The organism is Caballeronia sp. LZ032 (assembly GCF_031451315.1).
In the GTDB taxonomy this organism is placed as follows: domain Bacteria; phylum Pseudomonadota; class Gammaproteobacteria; order Burkholderiales; family Burkholderiaceae; genus Caballeronia.
Genome location: NZ_JARUXP010000001.1, coordinates 105,041 through 126,948, shown reverse-complemented (window position 1 = coordinate 126,948; position 21,908 = coordinate 105,041). Strand labels below are relative to the sequence as shown.

The following is a 21,908-nucleotide window of genomic DNA, read 5'->3' as shown; positions in this document are numbered from 1 at the left end:
GAACAGAGAGAGTTGGGATTCAGCCGCCGAAGCGGCATGCGCATTCGAAAGAACGACGTGAACGCGCGTTTCGGAGCCGTTCGCCGCCGGATGTTGACGTTGTCGATTTTGACTTGGTCATTCGGCTGCGAAGGCAGGAAAACGGGCACATTTCTCGATTCGGGCGCGATGTTACCAGAACAGCGCGCCGCTGCCAACACTTCGCGCCGCCCAACTCCTTGATGTGACAGATTATTTCTGCCACGCACTGGCTTCGTCGAGCAGTTCGACATCTTCGCTCGACAGGACAAGGCGCGTCGCGGCCGCGAGGCTTTCCAGTTGTGCCACGGACGTGGCGCTCGCGATCGGCGCCGTGATACTTGGCCGCGCGATGAGCCACGCGAGCGAGATCGTCGCGGGTGTCGTGTCGTTGCGCTTCGCGACTTCGTCGAGTGCATCAAGGATTTTCAGGCCGCGTGCATCCAGATATTTCTCGACGCGCGAGCCGCGCGCCTTGTTCTGCGTATCCGCCTTCGAGCGGTACTTGCCCGACAGAAAGCCGCTTGCGAGCGCGTAGTAAGGCACGACTGCCACGTCATTTTTCTGCACGACCGGCTCGAGTCCGGTCTCATAGCCTTCGCGATCGTACAAGTTGTATTCCGGCTGAAGGATCTGATAGGCGGGCAGGCCCGAATCCTTCGCGACCTTCAAGACTTCCTCCAGACGCTCGCCCGTATAGTTCGACGCGCCGATCACCCTCACCTTCCCCGCCTGGATCAGCTTCTGATAGGCGTTGAGCGTCTCGTCGAGCGGGGTGGCCTCGTCATCGTGATGCGAGAAATAGACATCGATGTAATCGGTCTTCAGGCGTCGGAGCGAATCGTCGGCGGCGGCGGCGATGTTCGCCGCCGTCAGCCCCGGGCGCGTGCTGAGCTTGCCCACCTTCGTCGCGAGCACGATCTTGTGGCGCTTGCCGCTCTCCTTGAACCACTTGCCGATGATCGTCTCGGATTCACCGCCCTGATGACCTTCGACCCAGGCGGAATAAACGTCGGCGGTATCGATGAAATTGAGACCGTGGTCGACAAATGCATCGAGGATGGAAAACGACGTGCGTTCATCGGCGGTCCAGCCAAATACATTGCCGCCAAAAACTAAAGGCGCGACTTTCAATTCCGATATACCGACATTACGTGTCTGCATGAATGCTCCGAATCCGCGTGGAAGAGGGACTAAAAAGCATACGCGTGATTCGGAAGGCTTGCTGGGCGGGCCTTCGAAGGCTTTCGACACTATTCGTTACACAAATCGGTTAGCCCGGCCTTAAGTTTTTTTCGAGTGGCCCGATAACCTCAAGTAGGCGGCCGGCTATCACCGAGCGCAGGACCGCCAGGCAACAACTCGGTGCCATTAGCCAAAGCCAGATTAGTCTCCCAGGAGAGAACAAATGATCGGTATCAATAGCAATATCAACTCGCTGGTTGCTCAGCAGAACCTCAACAGCACGCAAAGCGCGCTGTCTTCGGCGATCACCCGCCTCTCGTCGGGCAAGCGCATCAACAGCGCGGCCGACGATGCAGCAGGCCAGGCAATCGCCTCGCGCATGACCTCGCAGATCAACGGTTTGAACCAAGGTGTGTCGAACGCCAACGACGGCGTCTCGATGACCCAGACGGCTGCTTCGGGCCTGTCGCAGATCTCGGACAACCTGCAACGTATTCGCCAGCTGGCCGTGCAGGCTTCGAGCGGCTCGCTCTCGTCGAGCGACCAGGCTTCGCTGCAAAAGGAAGTGACGCAGCGTATCGCTGAAGTGAACCGTATCGCTTCGCAAACGACCTACAACGGCACGAACGTGCTCGACGGCTCGGCTGGCACGGTGTCGTTCCAGGTTGGCGCGAACGTCGGCCAGACCATCGGTATCGATCTGAGCAACGGCGTGTCGGCTGCTCAACTCGGTGGCGGTCTGCCGCAGAAGGGCGCGACGATCGGCACGCTGTCGGGCCTGAGCCTGACGAGCGCGGGCGCTGCAACGACGGGTACGGCCAAGGCCGACATCACGTCGATCAACGTGCTGGCTGACGGCAAGGGCGGCTTCACGTTCACCGACCAGAACAACCAGGCGCTGTCGAGCGCGGCAACGACCGCCCTGTTCTCGGGTACGACCACGGGCACGGGCACGGCGCTCTCGCTGACGGCAAAGGGTGCGCTGGTTGGCGCCTCGACGACCCAAACGGCTGCAATCAAGGCCGCCTCGGCTGCGAACGTGCAAACGACGACGACGACGTATGCCGCCGCCGACACGAAGCTCGGCGCAACGATCGCCCTCGATTCGAACGGTCTGCTTCCGGATCTGTCGGGCGCGGGCACGGGTGCAGCCACGGACATCACCGGCATCAATGTCTATGCCGATGGCAACGGCGGCTACAAGTTCAAGACGGTCGCCAACGGCACGGAAAGCGGCTCGTACCTGTCCACGGCCGACGCAAGCAAGCTCTTCACGCAAACGCCCAATGCCGGCGGTGTCGCAACCCTGACGGGCACGGCGCTGACGACGACCACCGGCGGCGCGGACCAAACGGACATCACGGCCGTTCAGAACGACGCAGCTAACGTCGCCACCGCCACCACGACCTCGCCGACGACCAAGCTCGGCAGCGTGTCGATCTCGCTCAAGGCCGATGGCACGGTCGCTGGCTCGGCAGACACGCCGGCCTACAGCAGCGTCAACATCTATGGCGACGGCGCTGGCGGCTTCACCTTCAAGGGTGTGGATGCAAACGGCGCGGAAACCGACATCAGCGCGTCGGTGACCGGTCTGTTCGACACGACCGGCGGCACGCTGACCGGCAAGGGCGCGCTTGCGGACAACGCAAACGCCACGGGCGCCGCTGACGGCATCGCTCAAGCCAATGCGCAGAACGTTCCCCCGAAGGTCTCCGACATCGACCTGACGAAGGCCAACGGCGCGAACCTGGCGATCGAATCGATCGACAACGCCCTCGACAGCGTCAACTCGATTCAAGCTGACCTCGGCGCCGCACAGAACCGTTTCTCGTCGATCGCTTCGACGCAGACGGCTCAGTCGACCAACCTGTCGTCGGCACAGTCGCAGATCACCGACGCGAACTTCGCGCAGGAAACCGCGAACCTGTCGAAGGCTCAAGTGCTGCAACAAGCTGGTATCTCGGTGCTGGCTCAAGCGAACTCGATGCCCCAGCAAGTTCTGAAGCTCCTCGGCTAAGCATCACGGCCGACGCTGTAACCGGCGCGCATCAGCCAGTACAATGCGCGCCGGAAGCAACAAAGCAGCAAAGCAGCAAAGCAGTCAGCGCAAAGGGAGCTCGTCTCCCTGTGCGCGTTTTCGGAAGATGACGACTTCCGCCTCATTCCAAACGATCGCGAAGTAATACGAGCGGAGCACACATGACCACCGTAGCCACGACATCGGGTTCCACTGTCGATCCGACCAGCGCCGTACAACAGGCCGCACAGTCGATCATCAGCGGTTCCACCAACTCGACGATGGACGTGAACTCGCTCGTCACCGCGATCGTCAACGCGAAGGTCGCAGGCCAGACCGACGCGCTCAACAACAAGAAGACCGCCGACAACACGCAGCTCACCGCGATCGGCACGCTCAAGTCCGTGCTGTCGCTGCTGCAAAGCTCGATCACGAATCTCGCCAACGGCAAGACGCTCGGCTCGTTCACCGCCACCGCCGACGGCAAGGGCCTCACCGGCAGCGCCGACACCACGGCCGTGGCCGGCAGCTACGCGGTCAACGTGCAGAACATCGCCTCGGCGCAATCGCTCACGTCCGGCACGTTCTCGACCACCGACGCGCTCGGCACCGGCTCGATCACGCTGAAGGTCGGCAACAACAGCAGCACGATCAAGCTCGACAGCAGCAACAACACGCTGTCGGGCATCGTGTCGGCGATCAACTCGGCGTCCGACAATCCCGGCGTCACCGCGACCATCGTCAACGGCTCGGACGGCGCGCACCTCGTGCTGCGCTCCACGTCGACCGGTCTCGGCAATCAGATCGGCGTCGATGTCACCGCGGACAGCAGCACCTCCGCCATCAACAAGCTTCAGGTCAGCTCGTCCACCACAACCACCGATCCGGACCCGACCGACCCGACCAAGACCATCACCGTTCCCGAACACACCACCATCAGCAGCACCAGCGGCTGGACGCAATCCAGCGCGGGTGTGGACTCGCACCTGACGGTGGCCGGCACGCCGGTCACGAGTTCGAGCAACACGATCAAGGAAGCGGTGACGGGCGTCACGATGAACATCACCGCGGACTCCGTCGGCACGACGCAGACGCTCACGATCGGCCAGGACGTCACCGGCCAGAAGACCGCCATCGATGCCTTCGTCACCGCCTACAACAACTTCATCAGCACGGCGTCGTCGCTGACGTCGTTCGATTCGACCGCCAGCTCGCAAGGCGCGCTGCTCGGCGACTCGATGATGAACACCATCAAGAATACGATCTCCAGCACGATCAGCAAGGGCATCGGCGTCGGCACGGGCAAGGTGAACCTGGCGTCGATCGGCATCACGCTGCAGCCGGACGGCACGCTTTCGACCGACGAAGACGCGCTCACCAACGCGCTCACCAACAGCAGCGGCACGGTCGCCTCGCTCTTCAACACGACCGACGGCGTGGCCGCTCAACTGAACACGAGCCTGACGGCGTTCCTGCAGACCGGCGGCATTATCGACACGCGCACGACCGCGCTCAACGACGACCTGACCAGCATCGCCGATCAGCAGACGCAGCTCACCGCGTACACCGCGCAGCTGACCACCTCGTACAACGACCAGTTCACGGCGCTCAACTCGTTGATGTCGTCGATGGCCACGCAGTCGAGCTATCTGACCGCCCTCTTCGGCGGCACCAACAGCGCCGGCGCGCTGGCCACCAACAAGAGCTAAGGACCGGACATGAACCAGCACGAACTGATTCAGGAAGCCTGGTCACTGACCGAGGCCATCGAAACGGCAGTGGGCAACGAAGACTGGGCGCGCGCCGCCGAGCTGACCGAAGCGCGCGCACCGCTCGTCATGGCGCTGCGGGCCGAGCAGCCGGCGGAGTCGCTCGCGGTCATCCGCAAGATCCAGGCGAGCATCGATGCCGTTGCATCGCGCGCGCAGTTGGCGCAGACGGCGCTCGCCGCGAACTATCGCCGTTCGATGGACGGCGCCAAGGCCGCAAGCCGCTATCAACAAGCCGCGCGCTTCTAAAGTTTTCAGCTGCCGCGCCGATAACACAAGAACAACAAGAACAACGCGCCGATGTCGGGCGCGCTGCTTCGCTCTTGATGCCCGCCTCGCGCGGGCATTCTTATTTGTGGCGGGGCTTGATCTGTCGGGCTTTATCGACCCAGCGTCAGCGCCAGATACGCCGCATACAGCACGCCGTTCCCGAGCAGCGCCCACAGCACCACGCCATTCGGCTTCGCATTGAAGCGCAGCCACGCCGCCGCCGCCAGCGTGATCAACACGCCGGTCAGCACTTCGACACGCGGTTCCCACGGCGTCAGCATGATGCCGATCGCGGGCAGCAAGGTGCCCTGGAACACCATCGCGCCCGTGATGTTGCCGAACGCGAGCGTGTCCTTCCCTCTGCGCGCCCACAGGATGCTGTTCACCTTCTCGGGCAATTCGGTGGCGATCGGAATGATGATCAGCGACAGCAGCAGCGCGGAGATTCCAAGCGCCTGCGACACCCCTTCGACGCCGTGAATGAAGCCCTTCGCGCCGCCCACCAGCAACACGATGCCGACCAGGAACTGCAGCATGATGCTGCCCATGGACGTCTTCAATCCCAGGCGCGAAGCGAACAGCGCCTCGGGCGCTTCGGTGCCGTGTCCGCTTTCGACCAGGTTCGCCGAGGCCCTGAACGTCGAGATGACATACATGACGTATAGCCCGACGAGGCCCGCCGCGAACATCGCTCGCACGGGCCATGCGTGATGCGGGATGAACATCGCCGCGCACGCGATCAAAAACGCAAACAGGAAGAAGTTGAGATCCCGCGTGAAGCCGCTGCGCTCCGGCACGATCCGTCCTTGCAAGCCGCGCGACTTGAGCACCGCAATCGTCATCAGGCAGGTGGAGAGCGTTGCGAGCATCAGCGGCGCACCGAGAATCGCGCCGACGCCGATTTCCTCGTTGACCGCGCGACTGGGCGTGCCGCCGAGCAAGGCGATGATCGGCACCGTGGTTTCGGGCAGCGCGGTGCCGACGGCAGCGAACAGCGAGCCGGTCACGCCTTCGGAAATGCCGAGCCGCTCGCCGAGATGTTCGAGCGCGTTGGTGAAGAGTTCGGACGCGATCAGGATGATCGCGAGCATCAGTGCGAGTTCGATGAAGAGCATCGTCATGCGGCACCTCGCATGAAGCAATGCGACGAACGCGGCGGAAGCGCCGAAAGACGCGTGAGAAGGAGACGTTGTAGTTGTAGGGACACGATCTTTCCACGGCCGGACGCTGAGCGAACCACGATGCACCACGCGCCGTCCGGCCAGGAACGACGCAGTGCATCGATGGTCTCGCCAAACCAGTCCGGTCGAACGCGCCACGGCAGCAGGGCCGAGGATGTTGACGCGTTCTCCTTCGCGCACGAAGGAAGGCTACTCCCCAAAGACGGCGCAAGTGTAGCCCGATGCCTCCGGTTTCGGCAAGCCGCGCCTTCTCGCCTGGCTCATGGCAGGAATATGCGTATGCGGATCGAATCGTTGTCGATGCAACGAGCATTCGCTATGCTGGCCGCGCCGGGCGCGCTGCTTGCTGCGCCTGCCGACCGTCATCGGACCTGATCCGCCAACAAGAACGAAACGCCGTGTGACCATCGGGTCACGGGAGATCTCATGCGCCTGACACTCGTCGCCGCCACTGCCGCGGCCATCCTGCTCGCCGCGCCGGGCATCGCGCTGTCCAAGCCGCTCACCATCTGCACCGAAGCGAGCCCGGACGGCTTCGACGTCGTGCAGTTCAATTCGCTCGTGACCACCAACGCTTCCGCCGATGTCATCTTCAACACGCTCGTCGCCTACGACGAAGTCGCGAAGAAGGTCGCGCCCGCGCTCGCCGAGAAGTGGGACGTGAGCAGCGACGGCCTCACGTACACCTTCCATCTGCGTCCGAACGTGCAGTTCCAGACGACCGAATGGTTCAAGCCGACGCGGGCGCTCGACGCCGACGACGTCGTGTTCACCTTCTCGCGCATGCTCGACGACAGCAATCCGTGGCACAAGATCGCGGGCGCAAGCGGTTTTCCGCATGCGCAGTCGATGGGCCTCGTGAAGCTCATCAAGGCCGTGACGAAGGTCGATGACCACACCGTGAAATTCGAACTCAACGAGCCCAACGCCACCTTCGTGCCGATCCTCACGATGGGTTTCGCCTCCATCTATTCGGCCGAATACGCCGACAAGCTGCTGAAGGCGAACCAGCAGACCGACCTGAACAGCAAGCCGGTGGGCACCGGTCCGTTCGCGCTGAAGAGCTATACGAAGGACTCGGTGATCCGTTACGACGTGAATCCGGCCTACTGGGGACCGAAGCTGAAGATCGACCGGCTGATCTACGCGATCACGCCGGACGCGGCCGTGCGCGCGCAGAAGATCAAGGCGGGTGAATGCCAGATCGCGCTTTCGCCGAAGCCGCAGGACGTCACCGACGCAAAGAAGGACCACGCGCTGAAAGTGAGCGAAACGCCGGCCTTCATGACCGCGTTCGTTGCGCTCAATACGGAGAAGAAGCCGCTCGACAATCCCAAGGTGCGGCAGGCGATCAACATGGCGTTCGATCGCACGACCTACATGAAGACCGTGTTCGACAACACCGGCACGGCCGCGGTGAATCCGTATCCGCCGAACACGTGGAGCTACGACAAGAACATCGCGGCCTACAAATACTCGCCCGATGCCGCGAAGAAGCTGCTCGCCGAAGCGGGCTTTCCGAGCGGCTTCGACACGACCATCTGGGTGCGTCCGAACGGCAGCGTGCTGAACCCGAATCCGAAGGTCGGCGCCGAGTTGCTGCAGGCCGACCTGGCGAAGATCGGCGTGAAGGCGCAGGTGAAAGTGATCGAGTGGGGCGAGCTGATCCGCTCGGCGAAGCTCGGCCAGCACGACATGCTCTTCATGGGCTGGGCAGGCGACAACGGCGACCCCGACAACTATCTGTCACCGCTGTTCAGTTGCAACGCGGTGAAGTCCGGCATCAACTTCGCGCGCTACTGCGACTCGCAACTCGACAAGCTCATCGCCGACGGCAAGGCGACGCCGGATGTCGCCAAACGCACGCAGTCGTACGATGGCGCGCAGAAGATCATTCACGATCAGGCGCTGTGGATTCCGCTCGTCTATCCGACTGCCGCCGCACTCACGCGCGCCAACGTCAGCGGCTTCAACGTAAGCCCGTTCGGGCGGCTGAACCTGGGTGGCGTGTCGGTGCAGTAAATGCCGGTCAGGCCGGCGCGAAGCGGATCACACCGTCATCGCCGGTCTGGCGCCTGAGCGTTCCATCGAGCCAGAGCACATGCAGGTGCGCAAGCGCCTCGCCGAGCGCGAACGTCATCTGATGGATGTCGAGCTTGCGCTTGAACATGATCGGCACGATATCTGCGGCGCTGCACGGCTTCTCCATGCACGCCTCGCGCACTTCCGCCAGACGCGCGCGATGATGGTCGCGCAGTTGCCCGATGCGCGTCCGCACGCCCCGAAACGGCTTGCCGTGTGACGGCAGCGCGAGCGTCTCCGCGGGCATCGGCTCGTAGCGGCCAAGCGATTCCAGAAACAGCGCCAGCGGATTGCTTTCCGGTTCCAGCGCGAACACGGAGACGTTCGTCGAGATGCGCGGCAACACCATGTCGCCTGAAATCAGCAGCTTGTCCGCCGCGCAGAACAGCGCGCTATGCTCCGGCGAATGGCCGAAGCCCGCGACCACCGTCCAGTCGCGCCCGCCGATGCGGATGACATCATTGTCGCGAATGCGGCGGTATTCATGCGGAATGGAAGGGACCAGGGTCGGATAGTAGCTGTCGCGCTTGCGCAGCGCATCGAGCGAGGCTTCGTCGGTCAGGCCGTGCGCCGCGAAATGCGCCGCCGCGCGCTCGCCGCCCGCATTCGAGCCGTCGCCCGCGGCCATCACGCGGCCCATCGCGTACTCGCCGAGCGAAATCCACAAGCGCACGTTCCAGCGCTGCCTGTCGCCGCCCTTGCAGATCCAGTCGGCGAGGCCAAGATGGTCCGGATGACAGTGCGTGACGATCACACGCAGCACCGGTAGGTCATCGAGCACGGTATCGAACACCCGTTCCCAGTTCGCGCGGATGGTCTCGTTCGAAATCCCGCAATCGACCACGGTCCAGCCATGCTCGCCGTCGATCTCGTCACGCAGCAGCCAGAGGTTGATGTGATCGAGTGCGAACGGCAACGGCATGCGCAGCCAGAACACACCCGGCGCGACTTCCTTGACGCCGCCGGCCTCCGGCAATTCGTCCGCAAAAACATAGTCGAGCTGGCTTTCGAGTGCGTTCATTCGGTCCTTGCCTCCGGGTTTGCGCCGCGTTGCAATCTGGCGAAGTTGACGATAACGTAAACGTCCATTCTAACGTTGCGTGCGCTTTTGCGCTGCCGGCCGCGATGACTCAACCGACGCACTACACCATCACCGACCTGGCGCGCGAGTTCGACGTCACGCCGCGCGCCATTCGTTTCTACGAAGACCAAGGCTTGCTCGCGCCGCAGCGCGCGGGGTCGAACGGCTTGCGGCGCGTGTATTCGCCGCGCGACCGCACGCGTCTGAAGCTCACGTTGCGCGGCAAGCGCCTTGGCTTCACGCTATCGGAAATCCGCACGCTGCTCGATCTGTACGACTCGCCCACCGGCACGCACACGCAGCTGCAGGCTTTCGTCGATACCATCGCGGCGCACCGGGAAGTGCTCGAACGTCAGCTGGAAGACCTGAACACGACGCTGGCCGAACTCGCCGCCTACGAGGAACAAGGCCGTGCGCTTCTCACGGCGGGCGCGGAAAAGCGTCCGCGCAAGCCCAGGGCGGCATGAGCTGATTTCTTCGGAGGCGCACGCCGGCATGAATCACTTCCCCAAGCTGCTCTCGTCGCAAATCGGCTTCGACGTCGCGCAGACGATGCTCGAAGGATTCGATCGCCATTACCGCGTGTTCCGCGACGCCGCCATCCGCGCCAAGCCGCTGTTCGAGCGCGGCGACTGGCCGGCCTTGCAGCAGTTGGCGCGCGATCGCATCGCGTCCTACGACGAGCGCGTGGCGGAATGCGTGATGCGGCTCGAGGACGAATATGACGCCGAGAACATCGATGACGACGTCTGGCAGCAGATCAAGCTGCACTACATCGGCCTGTTGACGACACACCGTCAACCCGAGTGCGCCGAGACCTTCTTCAACTCGGTGTGCTGCAAGATCCTGCATCGCTCGTACTTCAACAACGACTTCATCTTCGTGCGGCCCGCAATCTCGACGGAATACATCGAGAACGACGAGCCCGCCGCGAAGCCCACGTATCGCGCGTATTACCCGGAGAAGGACGGGCTTGCCGGGACGCTCGAACGCATCGTCACGAACTTCCAGCTGGAGACGCCGTTCGAGGACCTGACGCGCGATGTGCAATGCATCCTGGCGGCGCTGCGCGACGCATTCGGCACGCTCACGCCCGCGCCCAACTTCCAGATTCATGTGCTGTCGTCGCTGTTCTTCCGCAACAAGGCGGCGTATATCGTGGGCCGCATCATCAACGGCGATGCGCTGCTGCCGTTCACCATCGCGATCCGTCATGCGCACCCCGGGCAGCTCGCGCTCGATACCGTGCTGCTGTCGCCCGAGCAGGTGCTGATCATCTTCAGCTTCTCGCACTCGTATTTTCTGGTTGACATGGAAGTGCCGTCCGCGTTCGTGCAGTTCCTGAGCACCATCATGCCGCGCAAGCCGAAGGCCGAGATCTCCACTTCGGTCGGCTTGCAGAAGCAGGGCAAGAACGATTTCTATCGCGACCTGCTGCACCATCTGTCGCATTCAAGCGACCGCTTCATTGTCGCGCCCGGCATCAAGGGCCTCGTGATGATCGTCTTCACGCTGCCCTCGTTTCCGTATGTGTTCAAGCTCATCAAGGACGCGTTCCCGCCGCCGAAGGAAACCACGCGCGAAAAGATCCAGGACCGCTATCAGCTCGTGAAACGGCACGACCGCCTCGGCCGCATGGCCGACACGCTCGAATATTCGAGCGTCGCGCTGCCGCTCGCGCGCCTCGACGACGCGCTGATCCGCGAACTGGAGCGCGACGCGCCGTCGATGATCGAATATGAAGGGAACAACCTGGTGATCCGCCATGTATATATCGAGCGCCGCATGGTGCCGCTCAACCTGTTCCTGCAGAACGGCAGCGACGAAGCGATCGAGCACGGCATCAAGGAATACGGCGACGCGATCAAGCAGCTGATCCAGGCGAACATCTTCCCCGGCGACATGCTGTACAAGAACTTCGGCGTGACGCGTCATGGCCGCGTGGTGTTCTACGACTACGATGAAATCGAGTACCTGACTGACTGCAACGTCCGCCGCGTGCCGCCGCCGCGCCACGAGGAAGACGAGCTGTCCGGCGAACCGTGGTATACCGTCGGGCCGCACGACATCTTTCCCGAGACGTACGGCACGTTTCTGCTCGGCGATCCGCGCGTGCGCGCAGCGTTCATGCGCCATCACGCGGATTTCTTCGATCCCGCGCTCTGGCAGCGTCACAAGGAGCAGTTGCTGCGCGGCGAACTCGCCGACTTTTTTCCCTATGACCGGGATGTCCGATTCTGCGTCCGCTATCCGGAACGGTTCGGCGCATCCGGTCGAACGGATGCGCCCGGCGCCTGAAGGCCGCGCATCCCTGCATCGACTATCGAACATGAACTCCAATCACGACCACGACGACGCTTCCAATCCCCTCGCCCATCTGTTCTCGAATAACCAGAGCTGGGTCGAGCGCAAGCTGGCGGAAGACGCCGAGTTCTTCCAGCGCCTCGCGCATCAGCAGGCGCCCGAGTATCTGTGGATCGGCTGCTCGGACTCGCGCGTGCCGGCCAATCAGATCATCGGCTTGCCGCCGGGCGAGGTGTTCGTGCACCGGAACATCGCGAACGTGGTGGTGCACTCGGATCTCAATGCCTTGTCGGTGATCCAGTTCGCCGTCGATGTGCTGAAGGTGAAGCACATCATGGTCGTCGGTCACTACGGCTGCTCGGGCGTGGGCGCGGCGCTGGTGGGCCGGCGCGTGGGCCTCGCCGACAACTGGCTGCGTCATGTCGAGGACGTGCGCGAGAAGCACGCCGCGCTGCTCGACGAATGGCCGATGGGCGAGGCGCGGCATCGCCGGCTGGTGGAGTTGAACACGATCGAGCAGGCCATCAACGTGTGCCGCACGACCATCGTCGGCGATGCATGGGCGCGCGGCCAGACGCTCACCGTGCATGGCTGGACCTACGGCGTGCACGATGGCCGGCTGCGCAACATGGGCATGATGATCAGCGCGCCGGCCGAGGTCGATCCGGTGTATCAGTCGTGCATCGCCGCGATGAGCCGCAGCGGCGCGCATTCCGCGGAGAACGACGTCCTCGCGTCCGATGCGGCGCAGGCCGCGCGTCTGGGCGACGTTCCCGCCGTCATTCAAGGCGTCATCAAGGAGCTCAAACATGAGTGAGACACGCAGTGATCCGGTAGTCATCGTGGCAGCGGCGCGTACGCCGATGGCCGCGTTTCAGGGCGAATTCGCGTCGCTGACGGCAGCGCAACTGGGCGCGGCAGCGATCGCCGCGGCGCGCGAGCGTGCCGGCATCGCGCCCGAGCAGATCCAGGAAGCGATCATGGGCTGCGTGCTGCCGGCCGGACAGGGACAGGCGCCCGCGCGACAGGCGGCGCTCGGCGCCGGCCTGCCGCTCGCCACCGGCTGCACGACCATCAACAAGATGTGCGGCTCGGGCATGCGCGCCGCGATGTTCGCGCACGACATGCTGCTGGCGGGCTCGGCCGAGGTGATCGTCGCGGGCGGGATGGAGAGCATGACCAACGCGCCGTATCTGCTGCCGAAGGCGCGCGGCGGCATGCGCATGGGACACGGCCAGGTGCTGGACCACATGTTCCTCGACGGACTCGAGGACGCGTATGAGAAAGGCCGTCTGATGGGCACGTTCGCGGAGCAGTGTGCGTCATCGTATGCGTTCTCGCGCGAATCGCAGGATGCGTTCGCGATCGAATCGCTCAACCGCGCGCGGCGGGCGAACGAAGACGGTTCGTTCGGCTGGGAGATCGCGCCGGTGACGGTGCAGGGCAGGAAGGGCGACGTCGTGATCCAGCGCGACGAGCAGCCGTTCAAGGCGAACGTGGAGAAGATCCCGTCGCTCAAGCCGGCGTTCGCGAAGGACGGCACGGTGACGGCGGCCAATTCGTCGTCGATCTCCGATGGCGCGGCCGCGCTCGTGATGATGCGTGAATCGACGGCGGAGCGGCTGGGGGTGTCGCCGCTCGCGCGGGTCGTCGGGCACAGCACGTTCGCGCAACAGCCGGCGCTGTTTACGACGGCGCCCGTTGGGGCGATTCGCGCGCTGTTCGAGAAGAACGGCTGGCGCGCGGGGGACGTGGATCTGTACGAGATCAACGAAGCCTTCGCCGTGGTGACGATGGCCGCGATGCGCGAGCACGATCTGCCGCACGACAAGGTGAATGTGAATGGCGGTGCGTGTGCGCTGGGGCATCCGATCGGTGCGTCCGGGGCGCGGATTCTGGTAACGCTGCTCGGCGCGTTGAAGGCGCGCGGGTTGAAGCGCGGGGTGGCGAGTCTGTGTATCGGCGGCGGGGAAGCGACGGCGATGGGCTTGGAGATGGTTTGAGTGTCGCGGCCGGTCTGGTTGGAGTGCGTGCCGGACCGGCCCCCAGTCGCGTCAGTCGTCGAAGGGGTTGATCGCGTCTACGCCCGTTACATCGAAGTCCCGGACGTTACGCGTGACTACGGTGAGGCCATGGAAGATTGCCGTCGCAGCGATGAGCTTGTCCACAGCAGGCTCCGGATGCTGCGAACGAATCTTGCCCCACAGGTCACCGATTTCCTGATCGACCGACAGAAACTTGCCTTCGTATTCGACCAGGACATTCTTCACCCAGGCTTCGATCCTCCCGGCCTGCATAGAGTCGCCTCGCCGACGGAGCTGCTCCACGCCACGGCGAAGTTCTCCAACGGTGATAACCGACAGGTGAATGTCACGTTTGTCGATCTCAGCCTGCCGGAAGAACGCGCGAACGCCTTTGTTCGCGCGATGCAGTCGTCCCGTCTCACTGATGACGTTCGTGTCAGCCAGATACATCCGAGTCTCCCCGGCCGGGATGTCTTGCAAAGATGTCGTCTTCGCAGTCGATCTCGGGAAAATTCAAAAGAGCGTTGATGAAGCGCTCATTCAGATCCGGCGGATCCTCCTTGCCCAGAATTTTCCGAGCCAATGCCAGCGCTTCACGCCTGGGCTTCCCGCGCTCGCGAAGCTCTTCAACGTATTCCTTGCTGAGCCAAGACGGCCACTTACCCTTCACAACTTTGAATTCCACTCTATCCATTACTTTCCTCCTTCCGTGGCAACCACGGACGGTTCATTCGGATACCGCGCGAAGATCTCGTCCTCACAATCGATCCCAGGAAAATTCATGAGATGGTCGATGAAGCGCTCGTTCAGATCCGGCGGATCCTCCTTTCCCAGAATTTTCCGAGCCAATGCCAGCGCTTCGCGCTCGGCCTTGACCTCCGCGCGCAACTCCTCGACCCATTCCTTCCTGATGTGAGCCGGCCACTCACTCTGCACAACCTTGAATTCCACTCTATCCATCCCTTCCTCCCTCCAAAGCGGCCCCGGACGCTTCATCTTTCGCGAAATCGATCAGCATGACTAGTCATCCGAACGGCCAGGTTCCGCCCCGTTCATCCCCCGACGCATCCTAGCCGAAGCGCAAGCGCTTCTCACGCGCTATATTCCGAAAATCAACTCCCCAAGGAAAACTTCGCCCATGAAAACCGTCCTGATCGTCGGCGCTTCCCGCGGCCTCGGCCACGAATTCGCACGCGAGTATTGCCGCGACGGCTGGCGCGTGCTCGCCACCGCCCGCGACAAGGCCGCGCTCTCCGCCCTCGACGCGCTCGGCGCGCAGACCTTCTCCGTCGACGTCACCCAGCCCGAGCAGATCGGCGCCCTGGCGTGGCAGCTCGACGAAGAGCGCATCGATGTCGCGATCCTCGTCTCGGGCGTCTACGGACCGCGCAGCGAAGGCGTCGAGACGATCAGCGCCGACGATTTCGATCAGGTCATGCACACCAACGTCCGCGGCCCGATGCAGTTGATCCCCGTGCTCCTGCCGCTCACCGACGCCGCCCATGGTGTGCTCGCGGTCGTGTCGAGCAAGATGGGCAGCATCGGCGAGGCGAGCGGCACGACCGGCTGGCTTTATCGCGCGAGCAAGGCGGCGCTCAATTCGGCGTTGAAGACGGCGTCGCTCGAATCGCGGCATTCGACCTGCATCGCGCTGCATCCCGGCTGGGTGCGTACGGAAATGGGCGGGGCGAGCGCGGCGATCGACGTCGCGCACAGCGTGTCCGGCATGCGCGCCGTGATCGCCGAAGCCGGCGCCATGCGCGATCAGTTCAACGGAACCTTCGTCCAGTACGACGGCACGAAGCTTGAGTGGTGATCAGACAAAATTCGAAGGTAATGAAAGGAAACCCGCTCGTGACCTATCAAGTACACGGCGTCTCGCCGTCCGGCAATTGCCACAAGGTGCGCCTCGCGGTCGAACAACTGGGCCTGCCCTATGTCTGGCATGAAGTCGACATGATGAACGGCGCGACCCGCACCGAGGCCTTTCGGAAGATCAATCCGAACGGCAAGGTGCCGGTGCTCATCATCGACGAACACACGATCCTGTCCGAATCGAACGCCATCCTGTGCTATCTCGCCGATGGCACGCCGCTCCTGCCCGATGACCGTCTGGAACGCGCGCAGGTCTTGCAGTGGATGTTTTTCGAGCAATACAGCCATGAGCCGTATATCGCGGTCGCGCGCTTCATCCTGCAATTCCTGAAGCAGCCCGACGACGCGCGCCTTCCCGACAGGATCGCCGGCTCCTACCGCGCGCTCGACGTGATGGAACAGCATCTCGCGACGCGGACGTTCTTCGTCGGCGAGCGCTACACGGTCGCCGATATCGCGCTCTACGCCTATACACATGTCGCCAATGAAGCGAACGTGGACCTGTCGCGCTATCCGGCCATCCGCGCGTGGCTCGACCGCGTGCGCGCGCAGCCGCGTTACGTCGCGATGCCGGGGGTCGAATGATTGCGCCCGAGGAATGCCCCTGCGGCGGCGCGGCGCCGGATGCTCGACCTAACGCACCAAAGGCGCCCGCGCCGCGTTACGAAGCCTGCTGCGGCCGCTTCATCGAACGTGGAGAAATGCCCGCCACCGCACTGGAACTGATGCGTTCGCGCTACACCGCCTACGTGCTCGGCAACACGGCCTGGCTGCGCGCCACCTGGGCTGCGTCGACCTGCCCGCCCGACCTCGATGCCTCCGACACCACCCACACCCGCTGGCTCGGCTTGCAGATCCGGCGCCACCAGCAGATCGACGAAGCGCACGCGGAAGTAGAGTTCGTCGCACGCTACAAGACGGGTGGCCGGGCGCATCGTCTTCATGAGGCGAGCCGCTTCGAGCGGAACGGCGCCGGCGACTGGATTTATGTCGACGGACAGGTTCGCGAAAAGTAAATATACCTTTAAGAAACGTGCGCTTTCCCACGGTATTAATTTCCTGATATTCCTTTCAGATTAAACAGTTACGGGGTAACGCTTATTGTGCAGCGCAATTTTGAACAGTTAATCTGTTCAGGTCAGGGCGCAGTCATTCTCGCGCCCGGCGCTCGCAGCGAAGCCCCGTACTGAAGTCCTGTTTTGAAGCCATTTGTCATGCCTGTTCAGGGCATGACTCCCGGATACCGCAACCGATACTGCTCACGCAGAGCAGCGCGACAGGTTTGTGACTTCAAAACGCACGTTGGGGCCAAGCCGTATCAATGTCTCTTTGGAAAGTGCGGTCGGAGTTCACGGATGGCGATCAGAACCTGGTTAGTCGGATGCAGCGTGGTGTGCTCGCTCGCGACGTCGTTCGTCACATCCGGCGCGCGCGCCGAACCCATCGGCGGGGTACGTCAGTCCGAAGGTCTCCAGGCTCCCGCATTTGGCCAGGCGCTTCCGCAGATTCCCGATTCCCTCGATGCCGGCCTTCCCGCCGCCGCGAGCGGCCTGAACGAAGCCGTCATCGAGATCCCCGAAGCCGACATCGCGCTCCAGACCACCGTGTTCAAGCCGGACGGCGCGGGCCCGTTCCCGATGATCGTCTTCAATCACGGCAAGCTTCCCGGCGACTCGCATGCGCAGCCGCGCAACCGGCCGGTCGCGCTGGCCCGTGAATTCGTGCGTCACGGCTATGTCGTGGTCGTGCCGAACCGCCGCGGCTTCGCAGGTTCGGGCGGCGACTACGCGGGTCACGGCTGCGATGTCGAAGCAAACGGCTTCGCGCAAGCCGAGGACGTCGCCGCGACGGTCGCCTACATGAGCGCGCAGTCGTACGTCGACAAGACGCATATCGTCGTGGCGGGCACCTCGCACGGTGGCCTGACGACCATCGCCTACGGCGCGCGCGACGCCATCGCCGCCCCGGGCGTGCGCGGCCTCATCAACTTCTCCGGCGGCCTGCGCCAGGACGAATGCGAAGGCTGGCAGAAAAATCTCGTCAGCGCATTCGGCGACTACGGCCAGAACGTGCGCCTGCCGTCGCTGTGGCTCTACGGCGACAACGACTCGGTCTGGCAAGGCGATCTGTCGGCGCAGATGTTCACGGCCTTCACGTCGCACGGCGCGCGCGCCAACCTGATCGATTTCGGCAACTACAAGAACGACGCGCATCGTCTGGTCGGCGACCGCGACGGCGTGCAGATCTGGTGGCCGCGCGTGAAGACCTTTCTCACGCAGATCGGCATGCCGACTGCCGTGCAGTACCAGGTGTCGGAGCCGAGCATGCCGAAGGCCAGCGACTTCGCCAACCTCGACTCGGTGCAAGCCGTGCCGTTCATCGACGAAAACGGCCGTGCGGGCTATCGCAATTTCCTGTCGCAGTACTCGAGCCGCGCGTTCGCCGTGTCGGATTCCGGCGCGTGGTCGTGGGCCGAAGGCGGTGACGACCCGATGGCCGTGGCCATTGCCAGCTGCGAACGGCAAAGCGCCGACCCGTGCAAGCTGTACGCGGTGAACAACCGTGTGGTCTGGAACGATCAGCAGGCCCAGACGCAGACCGCATCGCGCTGACGCTTCACCGCTTCTGCTGTCTTTCGAACGCCGGCCTCCGCGCCGGCGTTTTTACATCTTCAGCGCCCGATCGTCCGGTTAAGCGACGAAATCGGCGAAGTTACGGGCCATAGCGTTTTCTTGCATTTCCATTGCGCGCAGGTGCACGGCCCAAAAACCTTCCGATTACGGAAGGTGGCGGCGCTTTTAGCGATAATTGACGGGCGCAGTTTTCCCCCGCAATTCAACCGCCACGCAGGCGCCCAACGCCTGCGCGACGTATCCGGCCCGCTGCGCGCGCGGGCCCTGGAGCTGTTTTTGACTATCGAAGCCAATCAGGACTGGGTTGCACGCTCGCTCGCAGCCGTGTGGCATCCGTGCACCCAGATGAAACATCACGAGCGCGTGCCGCTCGTACCGATCGCGCGCGGCAAGGGCGCGTGGCTCTACGATCCGCAGGGCACGCGCTATCTCGACGCGATCAGTTCGTGGTGGGTCAATCTCTTCGGCCACGCGAACGACGACATCAACCGGGCGCTCAAGGAGCAACTCGACACGCTCGAACACGCGATGCTCGCGGGCTGCACGCATGCGCCCGCCATCGAACTGGCCGAGCGTCTTTCGGCACTGACGCAGCACACGCTCGGCCACGCCTTCTTTGCATCGGACGGCGCGTCGGCCGTCGAGATCGCGCTGAAGATGAGCTTTCACGCCTGGCGCAATCGCGGCCGGAGCGAGAAGCGCGAGTTCGCGTGTCTGGCGAACAGCTATCACGGCGAAACCATCGGCGCGCTCGGCGTGACCGATGTCGCGCTTTTCAAGGACGCCTACGACCCGCTGATCCGCCACGCGCATGTGGTGGCGTCGCCGGCGGCGGTCGGCGAAGACGCGGCGCTCGACGCCATGCGCACGCTCTTCGAACAACGCGCGCCGCAGTTGGCGGCGGTGATTGTCGAGCCGCTCGTGCAGTGCGCCGCCGGCATGGCGATGTACGACGCGTCCTATCTCACGCGCCTGCGCGCACTGTGCGATGCGTTCGACGTGCATCTGATCGCCGATGAAATCGCGGTCGGCTGCGGCCGCACCGGCACGTTCTTCGCGTGCGAGCAGGCCGGCATATGGCCCGATTTCATCTGCCTGTCCAAGGGCATCAGCGGCGGTTACCTGCCGCTGTCCATCGTGCTGACCCGCGACGAGATCTACGCCGTCTTCTACGACGACGACGTCACGCGCGGCTTCCTGCATTCGCATTCGTACACGGGCAATCCGCTCGCCTGCCGCGCGGCACTCGCCACGCTCGACCTGTTCGAGCGCGACGCCGTATTGACGGAGAACCGCCGCAAGTCGGCTTTGCTGCGCGAAGCCTTGCAGCCGCTCGCCGCGCATCCGCGCGTGAGCAAACTGCGCGAGCGCGGCACGATCTTCGCGTTCGACGTGAGCACCGACGACCCCACGTTCTCGCGCCGTTTCTTCGCGCAAGGCTTGCAGCGCGAACTGCTGATGCGGCCGATCGGCAAGACGGTCTATCTGATGCCGCCGTACATCCTGAGCGATGACGAACTGCTGCTGCTCGCAAGCCGCACACGCGAGACGCTCGATGCCACGCTGGCCGGAGAGGCCGCATGAAGGACACCTCGCAGGCGCTTTATCACACGCTGAACCAAGGCCTCGCCGACATCGACGCGCGCGGTCTGCGGCGTCGCCGCAAGATCATCGACGGCGCGTGCTCGGCGCATCTGAATGTGGATGGCCGCGACATCATCGGATTTGCGAGCAACGACTATCTCGGTCTCGCCGCGCATGAAGCGCTGCGGGCGGCGCTGGCCGAAGGCGCGGCGCTGTATGGCGCGGGCAGCGGCGGCTCGCACCTGCTCGGCGGCCATTCCCGGGCGCACGCGCGTCTGGAGGACGAGCTTGCCGCGTTCTCGGGCGACTTCGTCGACAACCCGCGCGCGCTGTACTTCAGCACCGGCTACATGGCCAATCTCGCGATCGTCACCGCGCTCGCCGGACGCGGCACGCTGGTGTTCTCGGACGCGCTGAACCACGCATCACTCATCGACGGCGTGCGGCTGGCGCGCGCGCAGACGCAGATCTATCCGCACGCCGACATGGAAGCGCTCGACGCCATGCTCGACGCCTCGCGCGACGAAGCCGCGACCCGGCTCATCGTGACCGACACCGTGTTCAGCATGGACGGCGACATCGCCCCGCTCGCGCGTCTCGTCGAGCTGGCGGAACGCTACGGCGCGTGGCTCATCGTCGACGATGCGCACGGCTTCGGCGTGCTCGGCCCGCAAGGGCGCGGCGCGCTCGCCGCACTCGCGCTGCGTTCGCCGCATCTCGTCTATGTCGGCACGCTCGGCAAGGCCGCGGGCGTCTCCGGCGCGTTCGTTGCCGCGCATGAGACGGTGATCGAATGGCTCGTGCAGCGCGCGCGTCCATACATCTTCACGACCGCGTCGCCGCCGGCGGTTGCGCATGCGGTGTCGGCGAGCGTGAAGATCATCGCGGGCGAGGAAGGCGACGCGCGCCGCACGCATCTCGCCGCGCTCATCGACACCACGCGCGCGATGCTGAAACGGACGCGCTGGCTGCCGGTCGATTCCCATACGGCCGTGCAGCCGCTCGTGATCGGCGGCAACGACGAGACCCTCGACATAGCCGCTGCGCTGGACCGCCAGGGCCTCTGGGTACCCGCGATCCGTCCTCCGACCGTGCCCGCCGGCACCTCGCGCCTGCGCATTTCACTGTCCGCCGCGCACAACGAGGACGATCTCGCGCGCCTCGACCACGCCTTGACCACGCTATGACCGCCTTGTCCTTTTTCGTCGCCGGAACCGATACGGAGATCGGCAAGACACTCGTCTCCGCCGCGTTGCTGCACGGCTTCGCGCGCGCCGGACTGCGCGCCGCCGCGATGAAGCCGATCGCTTCGGGCGCCGTCCTGCGCGACGGCGTGCTGCACAACGAAGACGCCGATCAACTGGACGCAGCCGCGAACGTCGCGTTGCCGAACGAGATCCGCACGCCGTTCATGATGCGCGAGCCGATCGCGCCGCATATCGCCGCCGCGCGCGAAGGCATCGCGCTGGATATCGGGCGCATTGTCGAGGCGCATCGCTTCGCCGTGACGCAGGCGGATGTCGTCGTGGTGGAAGGCGTCGGCGGCTTTCTCGTGCCGCTCGACGACACGCACGACACCGCCGATCTCGCCGTCGCGCTGAATCTGCCGGTGGTGCTCGTCGTCGGCATGCGGCTCGGCTGCATCAGCCATGCGCTGCTGACCGCCGAAGCGATTGCCGCGCGCGGCCTGACGCTCGCCGGCTGGGTCGCGAACGGCGTGGACCCGGACATGCTCTACCCCGACGAGAACATCGCCACACTCGAACAACGCCTGCACGCGCCGCTGCTCGGCGTCATCCCGCATCTCGCGCCGGCAGATGCGAGCCGCGCCGCCGCCGCGCTCGACATCGGCGCCCTGACACACCCGCTTCAACACAAGGATTGA

21 protein-coding genes and 1 riboswitch are annotated in these 21,908 nt (G+C 64.0%); of the genes, 15 read left to right on the top strand and 6 right to left on the bottom strand.

Translation table 11 applies throughout. The features are described 5' to 3' along the window. Window positions 1–231: 231 nt before the first annotated feature. Complete coding sequence (locus QCE69_RS00565; protein ID WP_309928896.1) at window positions 232–1,182, bottom strand: aldo/keto reductase; 951 nt, start codon at window positions 1,180–1,182, stop codon at window positions 232–234. A gap of 244 nt (window positions 1,183–1,426) precedes the next feature. Between QCE69_RS00565 and QCE69_RS00560 the strand changes: the two genes are divergently transcribed. The 3 genes from QCE69_RS00560 (at window position 1,427) to QCE69_RS00550 (ending at window position 5,238) form a co-directional block, all read left to right on the top strand. Next, on the top strand, window positions 1,427–3,220 hold the full coding sequence (locus QCE69_RS00560; protein WP_309928893.1) for a flagellin: 1,794 nt from the start codon (window positions 1,427–1,429) through the stop codon (window positions 3,218–3,220). Window positions 3,221–3,402: 182 nt separating this feature from the next. After that, on the top strand, window positions 3,403–4,929 hold the full coding sequence (gene fliD, locus QCE69_RS00555) for a flagellar filament capping protein FliD (RefSeq protein WP_309928890.1): 1,527 nt from the start codon (window positions 3,403–3,405) through the stop codon (window positions 4,927–4,929). 9 nt (window positions 4,930–4,938) lie between these two features. Further along, window positions 4,939–5,238 carry a flagellar protein FliT gene (locus QCE69_RS00550; protein WP_309928888.1) on the top strand — a complete coding sequence of 100 codons (300 nt, stop codon included), beginning with the start codon at window positions 4,939–4,941 and terminating at the stop codon, window positions 5,236–5,238. A 131-nt stretch (window positions 5,239–5,369) separates the two neighbouring features. Here QCE69_RS00550 and QCE69_RS00545 read toward each other — a convergent pair whose 3' ends face one another. Further along, window positions 5,370–6,380, bottom strand: coding sequence for a sodium:calcium antiporter (locus tag QCE69_RS00545; RefSeq protein WP_309928886.1), 1,011 nt, complete (start codon window positions 6,378–6,380; stop codon window positions 5,370–5,372). Window positions 6,381–6,477: 97 nt separating this feature from the next. Then, window positions 6,478–6,655: riboswitch (yybP-ykoY riboswitch) on the bottom strand. Window positions 6,656–6,866: 211 nt separating this feature from the next. On the opposite strand from QCE69_RS00545, the gene QCE69_RS00540 reads away from it, so the two are divergent. Then, complete coding sequence (locus QCE69_RS00540; protein WP_309928883.1) at window positions 6,867–8,462, top strand: ABC transporter substrate-binding protein; 1,596 nt, start codon at window positions 6,867–6,869, stop codon at window positions 8,460–8,462. A gap of 7 nt (window positions 8,463–8,469) precedes the next feature. On the opposite strand, the gene QCE69_RS00535 is transcribed toward QCE69_RS00540, so the two are convergent. Next, on the bottom strand, window positions 8,470–9,543 hold the full coding sequence (locus QCE69_RS00535; RefSeq protein WP_309928880.1) for an MBL fold metallo-hydrolase: 1,074 nt from the start codon (window positions 9,541–9,543) through the stop codon (window positions 8,470–8,472). A gap of 104 nt (window positions 9,544–9,647) precedes the next feature. On the opposite strand from QCE69_RS00535, the gene QCE69_RS00530 reads away from it, so the two are divergent. From QCE69_RS00530 to QCE69_RS00515, 4 genes are read left to right on the top strand one after another with little or no spacing between them, the layout of a single operon-like run. Then, window positions 9,648–10,070 carry a MerR family DNA-binding transcriptional regulator gene (locus tag QCE69_RS00530; RefSeq protein ID WP_309928879.1) on the top strand — a complete coding sequence of 141 codons (423 nt, stop codon included), beginning with the start codon at window positions 9,648–9,650 and terminating at the stop codon, window positions 10,068–10,070. A 28-nt stretch (window positions 10,071–10,098) separates the two neighbouring features. Beyond that, window positions 10,099–11,901 (top strand): bifunctional isocitrate dehydrogenase kinase/phosphatase, encoded by a 1,803-nt coding sequence (gene aceK / locus QCE69_RS00525; RefSeq protein ID WP_309928876.1) that lies wholly within the window; start codon window positions 10,099–10,101, stop codon window positions 11,899–11,901. Window positions 11,902–11,932: 31 nt separating this feature from the next. Then, entirely contained in the window at window positions 11,933–12,724 is a 792-nt protein-coding gene (gene can, locus QCE69_RS00520) for a carbonate dehydratase (RefSeq protein ID WP_309928874.1), read from the top strand. Then, entirely contained in the window at window positions 12,717–13,910 is a 1,194-nt protein-coding gene (locus tag QCE69_RS00515; protein WP_309928871.1) for an acetyl-CoA C-acetyltransferase, read from the top strand. The genes can and QCE69_RS00515 overlap by 8 nt, the downstream gene beginning before the upstream one ends. 51 nt (window positions 13,911–13,961) lie before the next feature. On the opposite strand, the gene QCE69_RS00510 is transcribed toward QCE69_RS00515, so the two are convergent. Genes QCE69_RS00510 through QCE69_RS00500 form a run of 3 tightly spaced genes read right to left on the bottom strand, consistent with a single transcriptional unit; the run spans window position 13,962 to window position 14,891 of the window. Then, entirely contained in the window at window positions 13,962–14,381 is a 420-nt protein-coding gene (locus QCE69_RS00510; RefSeq protein ID WP_309928868.1) for a type II toxin-antitoxin system VapC family toxin, read from the bottom strand. Next, a complete protein-coding gene (locus QCE69_RS00505; protein WP_309913241.1) occupies window positions 14,368–14,625 on the bottom strand; it encodes a hypothetical protein in 258 nt (85 codons plus the stop codon). The genes QCE69_RS00510 and QCE69_RS00505 overlap by 14 nt, the downstream gene beginning before the upstream one ends. Next, window positions 14,625–14,891 (bottom strand): hypothetical protein, encoded by a 267-nt coding sequence (locus QCE69_RS00500; protein WP_309928865.1) that lies wholly within the window; start codon window positions 14,889–14,891, stop codon window positions 14,625–14,627. The genes QCE69_RS00505 and QCE69_RS00500 overlap by 1 nt, the downstream gene beginning before the upstream one ends. 178 nt (window positions 14,892–15,069) lie before the next feature. On the opposite strand from QCE69_RS00500, the gene QCE69_RS00495 reads away from it, so the two are divergent. The 7 genes from QCE69_RS00495 (at window position 15,070) to bioD (ending at window position 21,908) form a co-directional block, all read left to right on the top strand. After that, on the top strand, window positions 15,070–15,747 hold the full coding sequence (locus QCE69_RS00495; RefSeq protein ID WP_309928862.1) for an SDR family oxidoreductase: 678 nt from the start codon (window positions 15,070–15,072) through the stop codon (window positions 15,745–15,747). A 38-nt stretch (window positions 15,748–15,785) separates the two neighbouring features. Next, window positions 15,786–16,391, top strand: coding sequence for a glutathione S-transferase family protein (locus tag QCE69_RS00490; protein ID WP_309928859.1), 606 nt, complete (start codon window positions 15,786–15,788; stop codon window positions 16,389–16,391). Further along, entirely contained in the window at window positions 16,388–16,822 is a 435-nt protein-coding gene (locus tag QCE69_RS00485) for a YchJ family protein (RefSeq protein WP_309928857.1), read from the top strand. The genes QCE69_RS00490 and QCE69_RS00485 overlap by 4 nt, the downstream gene beginning before the upstream one ends. A 339-nt stretch (window positions 16,823–17,161) precedes the next feature. Continuing rightward, the gene (locus QCE69_RS00480; RefSeq protein ID WP_309913227.1) at window positions 17,162–18,418 is read left to right on the top strand and encodes a prolyl oligopeptidase family serine peptidase; all 1,257 of its coding nucleotides are present in this window, start codon (window positions 17,162–17,164) and stop codon (window positions 18,416–18,418) included. A 297-nt stretch (window positions 18,419–18,715) separates the two neighbouring features. After that, entirely contained in the window at window positions 18,716–20,023 is a 1,308-nt protein-coding gene (locus QCE69_RS00475) for an adenosylmethionine--8-amino-7-oxononanoate transaminase (protein WP_309928854.1), read from the top strand. After that, on the top strand, window positions 20,020–21,210 hold the full coding sequence (gene bioF, locus QCE69_RS00470) for an 8-amino-7-oxononanoate synthase (RefSeq protein WP_309928852.1): 1,191 nt from the start codon (window positions 20,020–20,022) through the stop codon (window positions 21,208–21,210). The genes QCE69_RS00475 and bioF overlap by 4 nt, the downstream gene beginning before the upstream one ends. After that, window positions 21,207–21,908, top strand: a complete 702-nt coding sequence (gene bioD, locus QCE69_RS00465) for a dethiobiotin synthase (protein WP_309913218.1) — start codon at window positions 21,207–21,209, stop codon at window positions 21,906–21,908. Before bioF ends, bioD begins: the two co-directional genes overlap by 4 nt.

Coding starts and splice junctions, on each gene's coding strand:
- QCE69_RS00565 (WP_309928896.1), bottom strand. CDS start 1,182: ATGCAGACACGTAATGTCGGTATATCGGAATTGAAAGTCGCGCCTTTA.
- QCE69_RS00560 (WP_309928893.1), top strand. CDS start 1,427: ATGATCGGTATCAATAGCAATATCAACTCGCTGGTTGCTCAGCAGAAC.
- fliD (WP_309928890.1), top strand. CDS start 3,403: ATGACCACCGTAGCCACGACATCGGGTTCCACTGTCGATCCGACCAGC.
- QCE69_RS00550 (WP_309928888.1), top strand. CDS start 4,939: ATGAACCAGCACGAACTGATTCAGGAAGCCTGGTCACTGACCGAGGCC.
- QCE69_RS00545 (WP_309928886.1), bottom strand. CDS start 6,380: ATGACGATGCTCTTCATCGAACTCGCACTGATGCTCGCGATCATCCTG.
- QCE69_RS00540 (WP_309928883.1), top strand. CDS start 6,867: ATGCGCCTGACACTCGTCGCCGCCACTGCCGCGGCCATCCTGCTCGCC.
- QCE69_RS00535 (WP_309928880.1), bottom strand. CDS start 9,543: ATGAACGCACTCGAAAGCCAGCTCGACTATGTTTTTGCGGACGAATTG.
- QCE69_RS00530 (WP_309928879.1), top strand. CDS start 9,648: ATGACTCAACCGACGCACTACACCATCACCGACCTGGCGCGCGAGTTC.
- aceK (WP_309928876.1), top strand. CDS start 10,099: ATGAATCACTTCCCCAAGCTGCTCTCGTCGCAAATCGGCTTCGACGTC.
- can (WP_309928874.1), top strand. CDS start 11,933: ATGAACTCCAATCACGACCACGACGACGCTTCCAATCCCCTCGCCCAT.
- QCE69_RS00515 (WP_309928871.1), top strand. CDS start 12,717: ATGAGTGAGACACGCAGTGATCCGGTAGTCATCGTGGCAGCGGCGCGT.
- QCE69_RS00510 (WP_309928868.1), bottom strand. CDS start 14,381: ATGTATCTGGCTGACACGAACGTCATCAGTGAGACGGGACGACTGCAT.
- QCE69_RS00505 (WP_309913241.1), bottom strand. CDS start 14,625: ATGGATAGAGTGGAATTCAAAGTTGTGAAGGGTAAGTGGCCGTCTTGG.
- QCE69_RS00500 (WP_309928865.1), bottom strand. CDS start 14,891: ATGGATAGAGTGGAATTCAAGGTTGTGCAGAGTGAGTGGCCGGCTCAC.
- QCE69_RS00495 (WP_309928862.1), top strand. CDS start 15,070: ATGAAAACCGTCCTGATCGTCGGCGCTTCCCGCGGCCTCGGCCACGAA.
- QCE69_RS00485 (WP_309928857.1), top strand. CDS start 16,388: ATGATTGCGCCCGAGGAATGCCCCTGCGGCGGCGCGGCGCCGGATGCT.
- QCE69_RS00480 (WP_309913227.1), top strand. CDS start 17,162: ATGGCGATCAGAACCTGGTTAGTCGGATGCAGCGTGGTGTGCTCGCTC.
- bioF (WP_309928852.1), top strand. CDS start 20,020: ATGAAGGACACCTCGCAGGCGCTTTATCACACGCTGAACCAAGGCCTC.
- bioD (WP_309913218.1), top strand. CDS start 21,207: ATGACCGCCTTGTCCTTTTTCGTCGCCGGAACCGATACGGAGATCGGC.